Source organism: Polaromonas sp. P4_F9, from assembly GCF_056401235.1.
In genome coordinates, this window is record NZ_JBFUJT010000012.1 from 1 (window position 1) to 12,887 (window position 12,887).

At 59.9% G+C, this 12,887-nt stretch carries 14 protein-coding genes and 1 pseudogene; 5 read left to right on the plus strand and 10 right to left on the minus strand.

Going from position 1 to position 12,887, the window contains the following annotated elements; genetic code table 11:
• Positions 1 to 173 precede the first annotated feature (173 nt).
• The 4 genes and pseudogenes from AC1DUB_RS12160 to AC1DUB_RS12175 form a co-directional block, all read left to right on the plus strand.
• Positions 174 to 604: pseudogene (locus tag AC1DUB_RS12160) on the plus strand (transposase); the annotation flags it as partial.
• 328 nt (positions 605 to 932) lie between these two features.
• Positions 933 to 1,316 (plus strand): aspartate 1-decarboxylase, encoded by a 384-nt coding sequence (gene panD / locus AC1DUB_RS12165; RefSeq protein WP_477729695.1) that lies wholly within the window; start codon positions 933 to 935, stop codon positions 1,314 to 1,316.
• Positions 1,317 to 1,917: 601 nt separating this feature from the next.
• Entirely contained in the window at positions 1,918 to 2,217 is a 300-nt protein-coding gene (locus AC1DUB_RS12170; protein WP_477729696.1) for a hypothetical protein, read from the plus strand.
• Complete coding sequence (locus AC1DUB_RS12175) at positions 2,218 to 2,457, plus strand: hypothetical protein (protein ID WP_477729697.1); 240 nt, start codon at positions 2,218 to 2,220, stop codon at positions 2,455 to 2,457. It begins immediately after the preceding gene.
• Here AC1DUB_RS12175 and AC1DUB_RS12180 read toward each other — a convergent pair.
• Complete coding sequence (locus tag AC1DUB_RS12180) at positions 2,454 to 3,599, minus strand: competence protein CoiA family protein (protein WP_477729698.1); 1,146 nt, start codon at positions 3,597 to 3,599, stop codon at positions 2,454 to 2,456. The genes AC1DUB_RS12175 and AC1DUB_RS12180 overlap by 4 nt on opposite strands.
• Before the next feature lie 415 nt (positions 3,600 to 4,014).
• On the minus strand, positions 4,015 to 5,076 hold the full coding sequence (locus tag AC1DUB_RS12185; RefSeq protein ID WP_477729699.1) for a DUF3800 domain-containing protein: 1,062 nt from the start codon (positions 5,074 to 5,076) through the stop codon (positions 4,015 to 4,017).
• A 163-nt stretch (positions 5,077 to 5,239) separates the two neighbouring features.
• Here AC1DUB_RS12185 and AC1DUB_RS12190 point away from each other — a divergent pair, with 163 nt between their 5' ends.
• Positions 5,240 to 6,139 (plus strand): bacteriophage abortive infection AbiH family protein, encoded by a 900-nt coding sequence (locus tag AC1DUB_RS12190; protein ID WP_477729700.1) that lies wholly within the window; start codon positions 5,240 to 5,242, stop codon positions 6,137 to 6,139.
• Between the two features lie 163 nt (positions 6,140 to 6,302).
• Here AC1DUB_RS12190 and AC1DUB_RS12195 read toward each other — a convergent pair whose 3' ends face one another.
• From AC1DUB_RS12195 to AC1DUB_RS12230, 8 genes are all read right to left on the minus strand, one after another.
• Entirely contained in the window at positions 6,303 to 6,560 is a 258-nt protein-coding gene (locus AC1DUB_RS12195) for a hypothetical protein (protein WP_477729701.1), read from the minus strand.
• 68 nt (positions 6,561 to 6,628) lie between these two features.
• Positions 6,629 to 7,423, minus strand: a complete 795-nt coding sequence (qatD, locus tag AC1DUB_RS12200; protein ID WP_477729702.1) for a Qat anti-phage system TatD family nuclease QatD — start codon at positions 7,421 to 7,423, stop codon at positions 6,629 to 6,631.
• Entirely contained in the window at positions 7,423 to 8,790 is a 1,368-nt protein-coding gene (gene qatC, locus AC1DUB_RS12205; protein WP_477729703.1) for a Qat anti-phage system QueC-like protein QatC, read from the minus strand. Before qatC ends, qatD begins: the two co-directional genes overlap by 1 nt.
• Complete coding sequence (qatB, locus tag AC1DUB_RS12210; RefSeq protein WP_477729704.1) at positions 8,787 to 9,737, minus strand: Qat anti-phage system associated protein QatB; 951 nt, start codon at positions 9,735 to 9,737, stop codon at positions 8,787 to 8,789. Before qatB ends, qatC begins: the two co-directional genes overlap by 4 nt.
• Complete coding sequence (gene qatA / locus AC1DUB_RS12215; protein WP_477729705.1) at positions 9,659 to 11,620, minus strand: Qat anti-phage system ATPase QatA; 1,962 nt, start codon at positions 11,618 to 11,620, stop codon at positions 9,659 to 9,661. The genes qatB and qatA overlap by 79 nt, the downstream gene beginning before the upstream one ends.
• Entirely contained in the window at positions 11,617 to 12,225 is a 609-nt protein-coding gene (locus AC1DUB_RS12220; protein WP_477729706.1) for a poly-gamma-glutamate hydrolase family protein, read from the minus strand. Before AC1DUB_RS12220 ends, qatA begins: the two co-directional genes overlap by 4 nt.
• A 3-nt stretch (positions 12,226 to 12,228) precedes the next feature.
• Positions 12,229 to 12,477, minus strand: a complete 249-nt coding sequence (locus tag AC1DUB_RS12225) for a hypothetical protein (protein WP_477729707.1) — start codon at positions 12,475 to 12,477, stop codon at positions 12,229 to 12,231.
• Positions 12,383 to 12,649: an AAA family ATPase gene (locus tag AC1DUB_RS12230; RefSeq protein WP_477729708.1), complete on the minus strand. Its 267-nt coding sequence runs from the start codon at positions 12,647 to 12,649 to the stop codon at positions 12,383 to 12,385. The genes AC1DUB_RS12225 and AC1DUB_RS12230 overlap by 95 nt, the downstream gene beginning before the upstream one ends.
• Positions 12,650 to 12,887: the final 238 nt, after the last annotated feature.

Below are 12,887 nucleotides of genomic sequence, written 5' to 3' on the forward strand. Positions count from 1 at the left end.
ACCCGTTTGACCCCACTTGGGACGATTACTTCACCCGTAGAGCATACGCAATATGACCCGCATTGCTGCCCGGTCCGACCAGGACCGTTCGAAAGGCTTGAGCCGTATGAGGGGTGACTCTCATGTACGGTTCTGAGGGGAGGATGCGGTGGCGACATCGCATCCTTACCCGACTGAAGCTTCGCATCGGTGTGGATAGCCAAAGCGGCTTGGCCCACAGCGCAGTGGTGACAGCGGCCAATGTCCATGACAAGCATGCGCTCTCAGACCTGCTGCACGGTAATGAACAGCGCGTCTATGGTGACTCGGCCTATGCAAGTCAGAAGGTGTTGATTGCCAGCAAGGCACCCAAGGCCAAGGACTTCACAAGCCAGCGTACCCGCTACGCAGGATCATTGACGAAGCAGTGCGTGCCAGGAACCGCAACAAGTCACAGATCCGCTCACGTGTGGAGCATGTATTCGGTGTGGTCAAACGCCTTTGGGGATTTGGCAAGGTGCGTTACCGTGGCCTGCAAAAGAACGCCACACGGGCGTTCACTGCGTTGGCGCTGGCCAACATTTACCTCAGCCGCCAAGGGCTGGTGGCACAGGTACGTCCATGAGGCGAGAAATCGGGCCAATGGGCCTGCCAAACAGCCCCACTCGGGCCAAAAAGTCGCAGGAATTGATTCCGAATTCACAAACCTCGTCGTTGCGCGCCTATGCCTGCGCTTTGACCCCACTCATTCACCATAGCCCTAAGCCTATTAAAGATCAATCTATGGCCTTTCTACTTCAATGTCTGCGGGAGCTTCGAGCCCGTCAAGGCGACAACGACACACTCTTCCAGGAGTTTCCTGTTCTGACCGAAGGGTGGGGCACATGTGCTTCTTTTGCCGACCAGGCTCCGGCTTGCCAGGCTGAAGCATTGACTAACAAGCCCGACCCATTATGTTCCGCACGCTGCTCAAATCCAAGATCCACCGCGTCGCAGTAACCCACTGCGAACTGCACTATGGAGGAGGCTCTTGCGCCATCGATGAAGACTTGCTCGACGCGGCCAATATCGACGAGTACGAGCATATCCATATCTGGAACACCAACAACGGCGAGCGCTTTGTCGCCTACGCCATCAAGGGTGAGCGCGGCTCCGGCATGATCTCGCTCAACGGCTCGGCCGCACGTCGCGCATCTACTGGCGATTTGGTCATCATTGCTGCCTTTGCTCGGGTCCGCAACGACCAGGTGGCAGGGCATGAGTCTCGGCTGGTGTTTGTCGACGACAAGAATCGGCAAACCGAGTTACGTCACCAGGGTCCCAACCAGCGCTTGTGATGATGCAGGCCGGCCGCCTGCCGGCCAGCTCCCTGGTCCAGCGCAGTCTGGCTGGGGTTGGTGCCGTGTTTGGCTGCCCCTAATCCGGCCGTCGTAGCTGTGCACGAAGCCGGAACTCAAAGTGCGCTGTTGCCAACTTCCATTGCTCCAGAGCATCGAGGACTTCGAGGACAGGCTCATTGTTTGGGGTCTTTCACAAGGCGCCGTTTATTCCTGTCAGAGATCTCGCACGACTCCACGACCAACGCCCCTGTCTGCCACAGCCCTGGGAAAGGGTAACCACGGCAACCGCCGCCGAAAAACTCAAGCGTCTGGCCAAAACGCTTCGTAAAACCACCGGTACATCGCTTGCCCTCGCGCTGGATGCTGTCGCCAAGCAGCACGGCTACGAGCACTGGAAGCATGTGACCGTCTGCCTTGAGCAGACGGCCAACGTCAGCCGCAGCAAACCGCTTCCCGACTCGCTCAAGGATCTTCTGGATCGGGCCGCCACGCGCAAGCCCGCATCGGCCGAATCACAGAAGGCCTTCGCCCAAGGGTTTGTCTTCGCGATGGACGTCAAGGACGCGCAAGAGCTTTCCCTTACCTCCGAGTACGCTGAATGCGACGATGTTTGGTACCTCGCGGCCAAAGATTTATGGCGGGGCTGGTCCACTACCGTGACGACGAGACGGGCACCACCCTCTTCGAGACCCAGTCGCCCGAGGACTTGGCCAGCACGGCACTGGACGACCTGCAGAACTACAGGCTCTTCCGCTACTCGGCCGCGGCCGCGCCCGCCTCCCTTGAGGAGGCCTACAAGCAGACCCGCCAGCTCTCGTTCTTCCCACCCACCCACGTCTGGCTTGGCGGAAAGTTCATCGACATCGGCGAGGTTCCCGAAATCCGGGTGGGCGGCTAGGTGGTTTTCTCCACCACACCAGGTTTCACCGTGCTTCCGTCAGACGACGAGCGCACCCGCTTAGAAAAGTTTAGTCATCTGCTAAACGCAGCGGAGCGAGCGCTGTTCGACAGGATGACGGCGCAGGAACAGGACTCCTTGCTGCTCCAACTGGAAAAGCAGACGCCGGTCGGTCAGGCGCGATACCAGCCGGTGCACAGTTCGGCGACGTCCAACTGGCGGGACGCCAGGAAAATCTAGCTCTGTGGAGCGTCCTCTGCGGCGCCCTTGCCTGGTCGATCGTCGAACCACCATTTATCGATGGCTTCACGATCCTCCAGATGCGACACCCAACGGCCATCGAACAGCACATCGATGCTGAAGATCGGGTGAGCGTCGTAGGCAACCTCATGGTCAAAGAAGCGCCCTTGCAGCGCGTCGCAGTGGATGCAGCCATTGGATAGGTAGGGCTGTCCTTCCGTGCGGCTGCATCGCGGCTTGATCGGACCGATGCCGTGGCGCGCAAGGGTCTCGGCCGGCAGCGTTGACATCAACAGCGCGGCTCCCCTGCCCTCGTCGTCGAAGTCGTAGATCTTGGCCGTCACATCCGCGGCGCCCTGAAGCACCCGACTGGCGGCGAAACACAGATCGATCACGAGGCCCATCGTCTTCTTGCAGCGCCAGCAATCGGTGTACGCCGCGCAGACGTCCAGCGGCAAGGTGCGGCCGACTTGTGGCGCAAAGCGAAGTTTCCCACCCAATGCCCCCTCGACAAACCGGCCCAACTCGATGTGCTGCCCCCAGTAATTCGGACCATCACTGTTCTTGCTGGTCGCGAAAGCTGGATGGTAGTAAGGCCCCGGCAGTGACACAACGCACATGTTGGCCTTGGCATCATGGCTGAGCCTGAATGCCGGCACTGCCTTTTCGACGGGAATGCTCTGCTGCCGCATAAGCCACAGCGTGCGGATCCCGGCTGCCTGGAGCACGCCTTGGTAACGGGACACTTCATCCAGCGACAGGCGCCCCCATTGAAGCTTGAACGCCACCGGCTTCCCGCCCTCTCGGCTTGCCAGCACATCGACCGTCCACCCCTCCTCTCCACCCGATGTCCCAGCCGTTTCGACCGAAATATTCCAGCCCGCCCGGCGCACAGCCTTGGCGATGACCTCCCTTGCCAGCATAACCTCTGTCGGGTCCGTACCGGCCGGACAGCTCCCTTTCTTGGCATGCGCGAAATACTGAGTGCCGAGCTTCGTTTGCCGAAGAGTCACATCAGCGCCGCAGCACGTCATCTTCAATGCACGATCCTTGCGGTTTCGAGCCCGAAGGTCTTCCCAGCCCTCGGCATCGGAATCGACGGAGAGCAGTTCTTGATCGCCTGAAGTGCATTTGAACGACATGAAACTGGGTACCCTTCCCTCTACCTGTTGCGAGGGCAACCTAACGACAGCCCCCAATCGCGCTTCTCGACGGTCGCCCGGCTCTTGTCCTTCCATGCCCGAGATGTGCGCGAATGTATGGTATTCGATTGCCCGAAGAAGTCCGAGTCGTGAAGAAGCACCACATCGAGTTGATCGATGCAGAGCATTCACTCCTGTCTAAGATGCTCTCCAAACGACGCACAGACCTCTTGATGATGGTCACGCACAAGCAAGCTCCCATCCTTGCGCTGATGAAATCGCTCGGGGTTTCCCCACCTGATTGTTCGCGCCGAGGTCGACAGCGTGATCAGCAAAGCATTGCCACAGCTCGCCCCCCATGATCGCGCCAATAACGTCGCGGATACCCACCTCCGCGCCACACAGAACGAATCGCCTAGTTTCTGGACTGGCCGTGAAAGTGAGTGGCGAAATAGTCGATCACCTCCGCAGCCTGCGTGCCTTGGCGGAACCGGCGCTGTTCCTCGAAATCTATCGACGGCACCATATGGATGAACTGGTGGTCAGCATAGAGCCCCATCACTGCTTGGGCGTCCAGCTCTGCAGGACGCTGCCCAGTCAGCGTATTCGCTGCTTCGATAGCGGCGCCGATCATCACGTCGGCCACCTGCACCGCCGGGCTGGTCTTCGAGTCGACCTGCGTCACCGACGCAAGCTTGAGCGGAAACTTGATGCGCGCGATCTCGGATTGGCGGAACTCGATGGTCTGGTCGTGGTTGATGTAACGCTGCAGCAGGTCGTGGTAGGTGAGCAGGTTCTTGGACTGATCGTGTTCGACACAGTATGGCCCGGCGGCCATTTCCTCCATGCGACTGACTAGCGACTGCAACACCACGAAAGCCGCATCGGTACTGACACCGGGCGTTGCGATCGCATCCAGGCACTCCGGCGCCGCATACTGTGCCAACGGCCCCAGCGCCTCCGGTAGCGCTTGCCACTTGGTCTTGCGCGCCGCGGTGACCAGATCGCCAAGGGCCTCCAGTGTCTTTTCCTTGACGGCGCGCTGGAAGGCGGCTTGCAGGCCATCGAAGGCCGCCTTGCCCAAGAGCGTGGGGCCAACGGTGTACAGCAGGGACGCCATACCGTAGTTTTGCCCGTCCTCGTAGAAGTTCAGATCCCGCTCGTAATAGAACGGCTCGACCGCGTAGTCCAGGAACATCAGCAATAGCAGGTAGCGCTTGTCGCAGACGTATGTCACACACTTGTAGTTGGTCAGGACGTCCCGCTGCAGGCCCAACAGACGGGGATGGTTGCCGGGCCTGCGCGCGAGTGACCGGTACTTGAGCTCAGAGGCTTGCAGCTTCGGAAAATACTCCTTGATCAGGCGCGCGGCATCCTCGTCGTTGATAGCGACGGCCGTGGCCCCTTGGAAGCGCTGCTCGGCGTTCAGCAGGTCGAACCCCGTGTAGCCGCTCTCGTCGATTCGGAAGCATTCCATTCGATTCTTCCCTGCACGATGTTTACGCCGGTCCGACCCGCGCCAGTGACGGCGTGGTGGAGGACGGCTCATTACCGTTTCCACAATTTTGACTAGCATAATAACTTGACGAGCGCGCTCCCTGCCTGGGAATCAGCGCACCTGAATCGCAGGAGGCGACCCAATGAAACCCCGGAAGCTATACGTGATCGGCAACGGCTTCGACCTATGGCACGGCATCCCGTCCAGCTTGGCCCGGTTCAAACAGTACGTCCAAGCCACCGGCCGCGACGTTTACCGAGAAGTCGAGGACTACCTCCCCACCCAGGAGGACTGGAGCGACCTGGAGCGGGCTCTGGCCGACGTGGACGTGGATGCGCTGATCGACAACCTGGGGCATTTCATGGGCTCGTACGGAACCGAAGACTGGAGTGATGCCGGGCATCACGATTTCCAGTACGAAGTGCAGAACGCCGTCGAGCGCCTTTCCACCGGCTTGCGGCTGAGGTTTTCTGAGTGGATCCGGAAGCTGCCGATCCCCACCCCGGCAACAGCTCAACAGCTCGCGACGCTGGATGCCGATGCGGTGTTCTTCACCTTCAACTACACCAGCACACTGGGCTCGTTGTACGGAGTGCCTCCCGAGCAAATCCTGTTTATCCACGGCTGCGCCGATCTGGCGGACGATGACCTTGTGCTGGGCCACGCCTGGCATCCGCAGACCCGAAAGTCGCTGAACGATCGCCCCGACGTCGAGGATATCGACACGCGCTTGATGGAGGCCAACGACACCATAGACGGCTACTTCTCTGCGACATTCAAGCGCTCGGCCGACCTCATCGCGCAGCACCGGGGCTTCTTTGACGCCTTGACCGACATCGAGCAAGTGATCGTGCTGGGTCACTCACTATCAGATGTCGATGCAGCCTATTTCATGGCCCTGCTCGAGCAGCGCAGCGTCGCGGAAGCCGCTTGGCTCATCGCATGCCGTTCCCCGGCCGAATGGCCCGAAAAGCAATCGCTGCTCACGCACCTGGGTGTCGATTCCAACAAGGCTTTCCCGGTTGCCTGGGATAACCTGTAGGCAAATCGATCACCATGCTTCGGCCAAGAGGGGGGATATGTGCGAACGGCCGCCTTTGCTTATGTCACTTCGTCAGCCATTGGCCATAAGCCTCGACGTCGACCATGGAAACCGACCCGCTGAACTGAAGCAGGGAGCCACGGCTTGGATCAGTTGGTCCCACTCACAACTTTTCCGCGAGTGCCTTCAGCCTCTTGCTCGCCCGCGCTACCTTGATCTGCGCCTTCCCGTCCTTGCTCACTCGAATCGAGGTGGAATATTGAATGATGGCGTCATATGCCTCTTTGCTCTTCGCTTCATACCAGCCGGATTTATAGGACAGCCTTCCTGCAGCAACCATACCGTCCAGGTCAGGGTAGTTGTCTACTCGATCTCTGATCAGCTTCTTCAGGTCGGCGATCTCTTTCTGTGTGAGTGGCATGGTCGTTATCCTCGTCTTCGGTTAGTGCGTCGGTGAAAGAAAATGGCGGAGTGAAGGGATCTGGCCCCCTACCGGCTCTTCGGGGGTATCTGCTCACCATGTTCAAGCAAGCTGCGCAGGTTACGCCGTACGGTCGCTGCGACCGTGGCCGACGGAACACTATGCAAACTGCCCAGCAGTTCAACAACCACCGCAACATCTGCAGGCTTCGAAGGCCTCGACCCCGTCTTAGTGAAAGGCCCATCCGTCTCCGTCAGCAACCTGTCCATCGGGATGGCCGCGACCATGGCCGAGTGTCGCTGGTTGTCCAGCATCGCGGCATTGATCGAGAAGTAGCACCCCAGCTCGAGCGCGCGCTTGGCCTCCGCCTTCGTACCCGTAAACCAGTGAAGCACAACTTTGCCTCGTGTTGGTGGAAGATAGGACTCGATGTGATCGAGCACGATCTTGGCAGCACGGATGCTATGGACCGTGATGACCTTGTCCCCTGCTTCCGCGCAACGCTGCAGGACATGCTGAAAAACTCGCTTCTGCAGATCAAATGACTTGTAGAACCTTGGGCCCGCGTCAAGGCCCACTTCGCCGACATAACGGGTCTCCGACAAGTATCGATCCCAGAGATCGAGTTCACCTGACCGTTCTGCGACCAACTGGGGATGCAGTCCAAGCGCAGCACGAACGTGACGCGTGCTTTGGGCTAGTTCATGGTTACGTGGCCACGCCCTCGGAGTTGTCGTCACCGCCAACGTAAAGACACCCGCATCCTCCGACTCTTGAACCGCGACCTGATGATCCGGATACAGGTCCAGATGGCAATGAAAGTCCACGAGGCCTGCGGTGGTGACCGTGTTGGATCCTGGCATCAGCTTGGCCTTGTCTCAACGCCATCGATTAAGCGCGCAACTTCGTCAAGACCGCGGCGGTAGACATCTGCGAGCTGATCAAGGTGTGCAACCTCGTCGGCAAGCGAGCCAGACTTATGGATCAAGAGGTTTGCGAGCTGCGGCCGGCCACGCAGGCGCTCGATCGCGTACTGAAAGGATCGCACCTGCTTGCCCGTCGATTCTCGGGTGTCCAGTGTCTTGGCACGAAGATCGGGCACCGTATAGGTTGTCTTGTCCTCGCCCGCACCCCATGCGCTATCCAATGCGGCACGCCGAATCAGGCACGGCAAACAGTAACCGCAATGCTCGATGCCGAGCCCCTTCCACCGCCCCTTTGTCGGAGATGAACACGACAGAGAATCCGGCGCAAGCTTGGTCAGCAGCGCCTGGTTGCCGCAACTTGATGCCATCTCTCCCTTCGTCTTATCCCAACACGGATTCTCGATACGCCCGTTGATGCCCAGTTCTATGAGCAGTTCGTTCCAGCGCGCCATGTAGTAGGGATGCGTGGTACGCGTGCTGTTCGAACCAAGTCGCAATGGGTCGAGGGGAACGTTCAACGCAATCAGTCCATTCTCGGGCACCCGCAGGATGAAAGCCTTACCCAGCCCGGTCCCTGCGAACACACCGAGTGCAAAGAACAAGAATGAGCGACCCCGTGTGCTGTTCTCTGACCCGACATCCTCGACCAGCCCATCGACGAATGTCATGCCCACGCGCAAGCGTTCGAACGAGGACTTATAGTAGTGTTCCTTCAAAGCGGCGAAGAGCTTGCCTTGAGCATCACTGGTCGCGCCTTCCCCAAAGTGACTGACCAGCAGTGGCGTCGCTCCGACTTCCAACAGATCGATAGCACCAATCAAACTGTCCAGGCCACCCGAAAACAGGCTCACGGCGTCAAACGGCGGCGCAATCAAAGTGGGTGGGGCTTCTTTGGCGATGGTCGAAAACCTCGGCGGCCGCGCCCGGAACCCAATCGTCCAGCGATCGCCGGTTAAGAAATTCAGGGCTTTTGTCAGCGTTGAGACCGCGCCAGTCCAGCGCACCGGGTCGCTGACCGGAATGACCAAGCGGATCTCCCGCGTCCACGAGTCCTGAGACTGTTCCGCGCGAGAAATGCGGGTATCCGCCGCATGGACATGCGCAGCGACCACCAACAGATCGATACCAATTTCAGATGGGTAGACACCCAGCTTCTTCAAGCTCGTCAGCGCGCCACCGATGCCGTGGTCCAGTGATTTCTCGCCGGCGACCATCTGGAGTAAGGTGCGCTGTTCATCTTGGCCCGTGGGGATGTCCGCTCGATCGTCAGGGCCGAAGCGCCCCGCCAGGAGTTGTCGTTTCATTGGTCCGCCTCCGCTTGCCCGAGAGACTGCAGGATCGCGAACGCGGACTCATACACCATGTCCACGAACGACTGAATGCGCTCGGGGGGCAGGTTCGGAGATTCGGAACGCGCCCTCGTGAGCGCATCGCTGACACCGCCCCGGATGAAGTCGCGCAGTTGCGCCTCCACCCGATGCGCGGCCTGCACGTCAGTCGGCATCGTCACGGCCTTCGTGCCGACGTCGTTGCAGATGCGCGCTTCGATCGCATGCGTCACATACAACTCGAACACGGTTTGCATCTGGTCTGGCGTGAAGGTCGAAAGGTCGGTCAACCCTTCGGTGGTCAGTTCAATGATCGTTTCGATGTAGGCCTCCCGTGCGATGCCCTCATCGACAGTGCCGGCTCCAGGACAGATGACGTCGGCCAATCCCACAAAGATTTCTGCGATCGGGCGACCCGCAAGCGCCTCCAGATTGAACTCGCGCAGCGCTTCCCGCACGCCACGGGCCTGTGCATCCGCCAAGAATCCGAGCAATCTCTCACCGGATACCCGCGATGCTCCCATTCGTTGAGCCGCCTGCCGCGCGCCCCCGGAGGACGTGGATACGTATCGTGAGACGGCGCGACCGAGGCTGGCCCGGTCAGTTCCTCCTGAGCCAGCGAATCGGGTGAAGCTGTTTCGCGCGCCGGAAAAGCGCTGGGGATCGGCCGCAGCGGGAATGGCCGGTCGATTGGGCGCAGCAGGTGGTGCGGCGCCATCGCCGTTCGCCCCATCGCCAGCCGCGGGGGACGCTGGCGGCGAACCACTGCCGTCCGCATCCCCCAACCATGTAGGCACCAGCGGCGTGCCGCCGCCCGGACCGCCATATGCCGTCGACGTTCCCATCAGCGTGCTCCCTTCGTATCTTTCAGTGCCAGCTCGGCGGCTGCTTTGAGGGTGTGGTTGTTCATCACCTTGCTCCATTCCGTGAGCAACGTCGTAAGACGGCGGACACAGTCCGCATCCTTGACGACACCCTGCCAGCCGCTGACCGCCCACGGGCCGCACTTGCTACTCGGCAGAGCCTCCAGAAAGTCCAGCAGCTTGCTCTGCAACCCCGGTTGCGCCTTCACCAACACGATGAGGCCATTGACACCTGCGGGCAGAGTCTCAAGCGCACCGGTGCCCATGATCTTGGTGCGCACGGCCTCGAAGACCTTGTCCGCTTCCGGCTGCACAAGCTGCCTCAGCTCGGCCTCATAACCCTGAACGGTCATCTTTCCGCCGAACAGTTTCTCCACGACGCTGGCCAAGTGCCCCAAGACCGACACCGGGCCGAAGTAGTCCTTCTTGTCCTTTGTCACGAAGAGGTACGGGCGCAGATCGATGCCAGAAAGCAAGGGCTGCACCCGAGCCCAGTCGCGAACCGTTTCCGACGACTTCCATTCCGACAGGATGACGCTCTCCGGTTCCGACGCAACGACTTCCGTCGTCTTGGACGCGTTGCGCACGTCCGCCGCCGCCTTACCGTCACCCTTGACGTTCGCACCTTCGGCGACAAGGCTCTTCTCAAGGTGCTCCAAGTCGTCGCAAATCCCCTTGGGATGAACTGCCGAGACGAAAGCAATCTGCTCGAAGAGTCGGGGAATGAAACGCTCGGCGAGCATCAGCTTCGCCAGCACGGGCAAGGTGATGTCAGCACCGAATCCGCGCGCGTTCGCCGTGCGCTCCCGCAGCAGCAACGTATTGAGGAAGCGCTTGATCTGGCGAGGATTGCCTTTGGTACCGCTCGCCAGAATCGGACCGATCTGATCGCTGAGCGCGAGCGCGTTATTGGCCTTATCCGCCTTTTCCCCGAGTGCGGCCTTGACGGTCGCAGCATCGAGACCGGCGTTTTCCCAAGGTCGCTTGAGGCGTTCCCGCGCCGCGGCAATGAGCTTTGCGTAGTCCGAATCCCCGTCGCCGATCTCAGCACCCGTCAACAACAGCGTCACGTAAATGCGCGTCTCGGTCTCGCCCAAGGCCGGGATGCGAAACGGTACCTGGATCAGTTTCTCCAGGTAATTTCGAGCGTAATCGCGCGGCCCCGTGGTCTCTGGCAGGTCAGGGAAGTGCTTACGCACTGCGTATTCGATCATCGCCTCATCCGCGGCAACAACGAACGCCGTGCGGGCGGTAAACACGAACAGCCGGATCGCTTCGAGTGTCTCTATGGCCGTATCCGGCAAGCAGCGGTCAAGGTCATCAATCAACACAATGAGTTGCTTGATGCCGGCGTCCTTCAGAAGCTTGTCGAACGCCTTGCGAAAGGCTTCAACCTCCTCCGGAACGTTCTTGGTTTCTGCCGGCTTCATCATCGACTTCACGCCTTCAATTGCGGACGTGAGGTTCTCTTTCGTCGCCAGCTTGCCGGGGTCCGCGAACATTCCTTCAAGCGTCCCCACGATGGCACTGATCTGGTCCGGCGTCGGGATGCCGGTGAATGCTGTGACCGCCAAGCCACCTGCGCGCTTCGCGACCTTCAACCAATCAATGCGATTGAAGACATCCTTGACCGCGCCAGCGGCCTTCGTCATTGCCGGGCGCTTTTCAACCAAGCCGGTGACGATGCCTTCGATCAACGCAATCTTGGCATCCTCGAAACCTTGGAAGCGCCAGCCGTTGAACTTCAGGCACAACACATCGTCGTTGCCTGAAAAACCCACCTCGATCATCTCAAGGACACTGGACTTTCCGGCCCCCCAATCGCCGTGAACTCCGATCGTGACGGGACGGTCCGGCTTCTCCCGCAACAGTTCAATGATCGTCGTCGCGATCGCTTCGTTGTTGAGCAAGTCAATTTTGGTTTCGTTGTCGGTCAGAATCATTCGCGTAGTCCTCCCCCAGGTAAGTAGCTCGGCAGCGGCAGCAACACCGACCGAATCGCAGCGGAAATCGCATCACATGGCCCTTGACGTCTCAGTGCCAACGTCATCTCAATTTGCACGCCGACTCCGCGGCGCCCCCGGTTGCAGATGTTCTTCGGTTCGATTGCAGGGAATTGGTGGCCTTGCAACCGAGTGTCGATGCCAAGTTCGGCGATGGCTTTCCCCACCCTGGCCTTCAGGGGCTCATCAAGGCCACCAACAAGCACCTGTTGCTCTTCCCCACGACATCCGTGTATCGCAATCACATGATCGCATTTGGATAGCAGTTCCAAGCATCGCGGCTCATCAAACTTATGACTGGTCAGATGCAGCGCGGCGTAGTTTCCGGCGGGGCGAATTCCTTCGAACAGATAAAGGTTGAGATTCGCGCCGGCAATTGCGCGCGCGATGTCCGACGTATCTTGCTCGATGCTGCCTCCATGTGGCGCTATCACGGCGATGGACGAACCTGCGTTCGGACGCATGTGAACTCGGTAATCGGAGCCTTCGACCTGGACTTTGGCCAGATCTCTGAAGCCCCTGTAACTGTCCGCGGGGTTGCTCATAGCTCAGGCCGGCTCGGCGATTGCAACGCCCGCCTCCTGAAATCCACGGGCGAGCAAAGCCGGCCGCAGTTCCGCGAGCGCGTTGGCGGGCATGCCCAGCCATAGGAGATTTCTGGCGCGCGTGGCGGCGACGTAACCAATACGGCCGACCTCGGAGTCAACACCAGCCAGCAACGCGGAGACATGCTCCTTGGTTGCAAGGTAGAGCACCGCATCCAGGCTTTCGCCTTTCGCTTGGTGCACGGTGTCCACACGGATACGGTTCCTCATGTCCCGCCAGCAAGGCGCGGGCGCGCAGCGCATCGACAACCGCGGTTTTACCCACGTTGTTTGCGCCCACCAGGATGTTCAACCCGGGTTGAAAACTCAGCTCAGCCTTTTTCAGCTTCCTGAAGTTCGAGATGTTCAACTGAGCCAGATGCACCGGCTGTCCCTCCTATCGCATTTCTGACGATGCTTCAAATACTTATGGTTACATCGTAACGTATCGATCGCGAATTGACGCAGTAGTGGCTCCGTTGGCGAACGGAGAGCGTCCCGGCGCACGGCGCCGTGAGGCTCGCGGGCTGCGCCCCATGCCTCGTGGCGAGTCATGGCCGTCCGGCTTTGATCCCTGACGCCCCCGGCCCTTGAGGGCCTGCGCGCTACGCTTGCCTTGGGGG

Coding starts and splice junctions, on each gene's coding strand:
- panD (WP_477729695.1), top strand. CDS start 933: ATGTTCCGCACGCTGCTCAAATCCAAGATCCACCGCGTCGCAGTAACC.
- AC1DUB_RS12170 (WP_477729696.1), top strand. CDS start 1,918: ATGCGACGATGTTTGGTACCTCGCGGCCAAAGATTTATGGCGGGGCTG.
- AC1DUB_RS12180 (WP_477729698.1), bottom strand. CDS start 3,599: ATGTCGTTCAAATGCACTTCAGGCGATCAAGAACTGCTCTCCGTCGAT.
- AC1DUB_RS12185 (WP_477729699.1), bottom strand. CDS start 5,076: ATGGAATGCTTCCGAATCGACGAGAGCGGCTACACGGGGTTCGACCTG.
- AC1DUB_RS12190 (WP_477729700.1), top strand. CDS start 5,240: ATGAAACCCCGGAAGCTATACGTGATCGGCAACGGCTTCGACCTATGG.
- AC1DUB_RS12195 (WP_477729701.1), bottom strand. CDS start 6,560: ATGCCACTCACACAGAAAGAGATCGCCGACCTGAAGAAGCTGATCAGA.
- qatD (WP_477729702.1), bottom strand. CDS start 7,423: ATGCCAGGATCCAACACGGTCACCACCGCAGGCCTCGTGGACTTTCAT.
- qatC (WP_477729703.1), bottom strand. CDS start 8,790: ATGAAACGACAACTCCTGGCGGGGCGCTTCGGCCCTGACGATCGAGCG.
- qatB (WP_477729704.1), bottom strand. CDS start 9,737: ATGGAGCAAGGTGATGAACAACCACACCCTCAAAGCAGCCGCCGAGCT.
- qatA (WP_477729705.1), bottom strand. CDS start 11,620: ATGATTCTGACCGACAACGAAACCAAAATTGACTTGCTCAACAACGAA.
- AC1DUB_RS12220 (WP_477729706.1), bottom strand. CDS start 12,225: ATGAGCAACCCCGCGGACAGTTACAGGGGCTTCAGAGATCTGGCCAAA.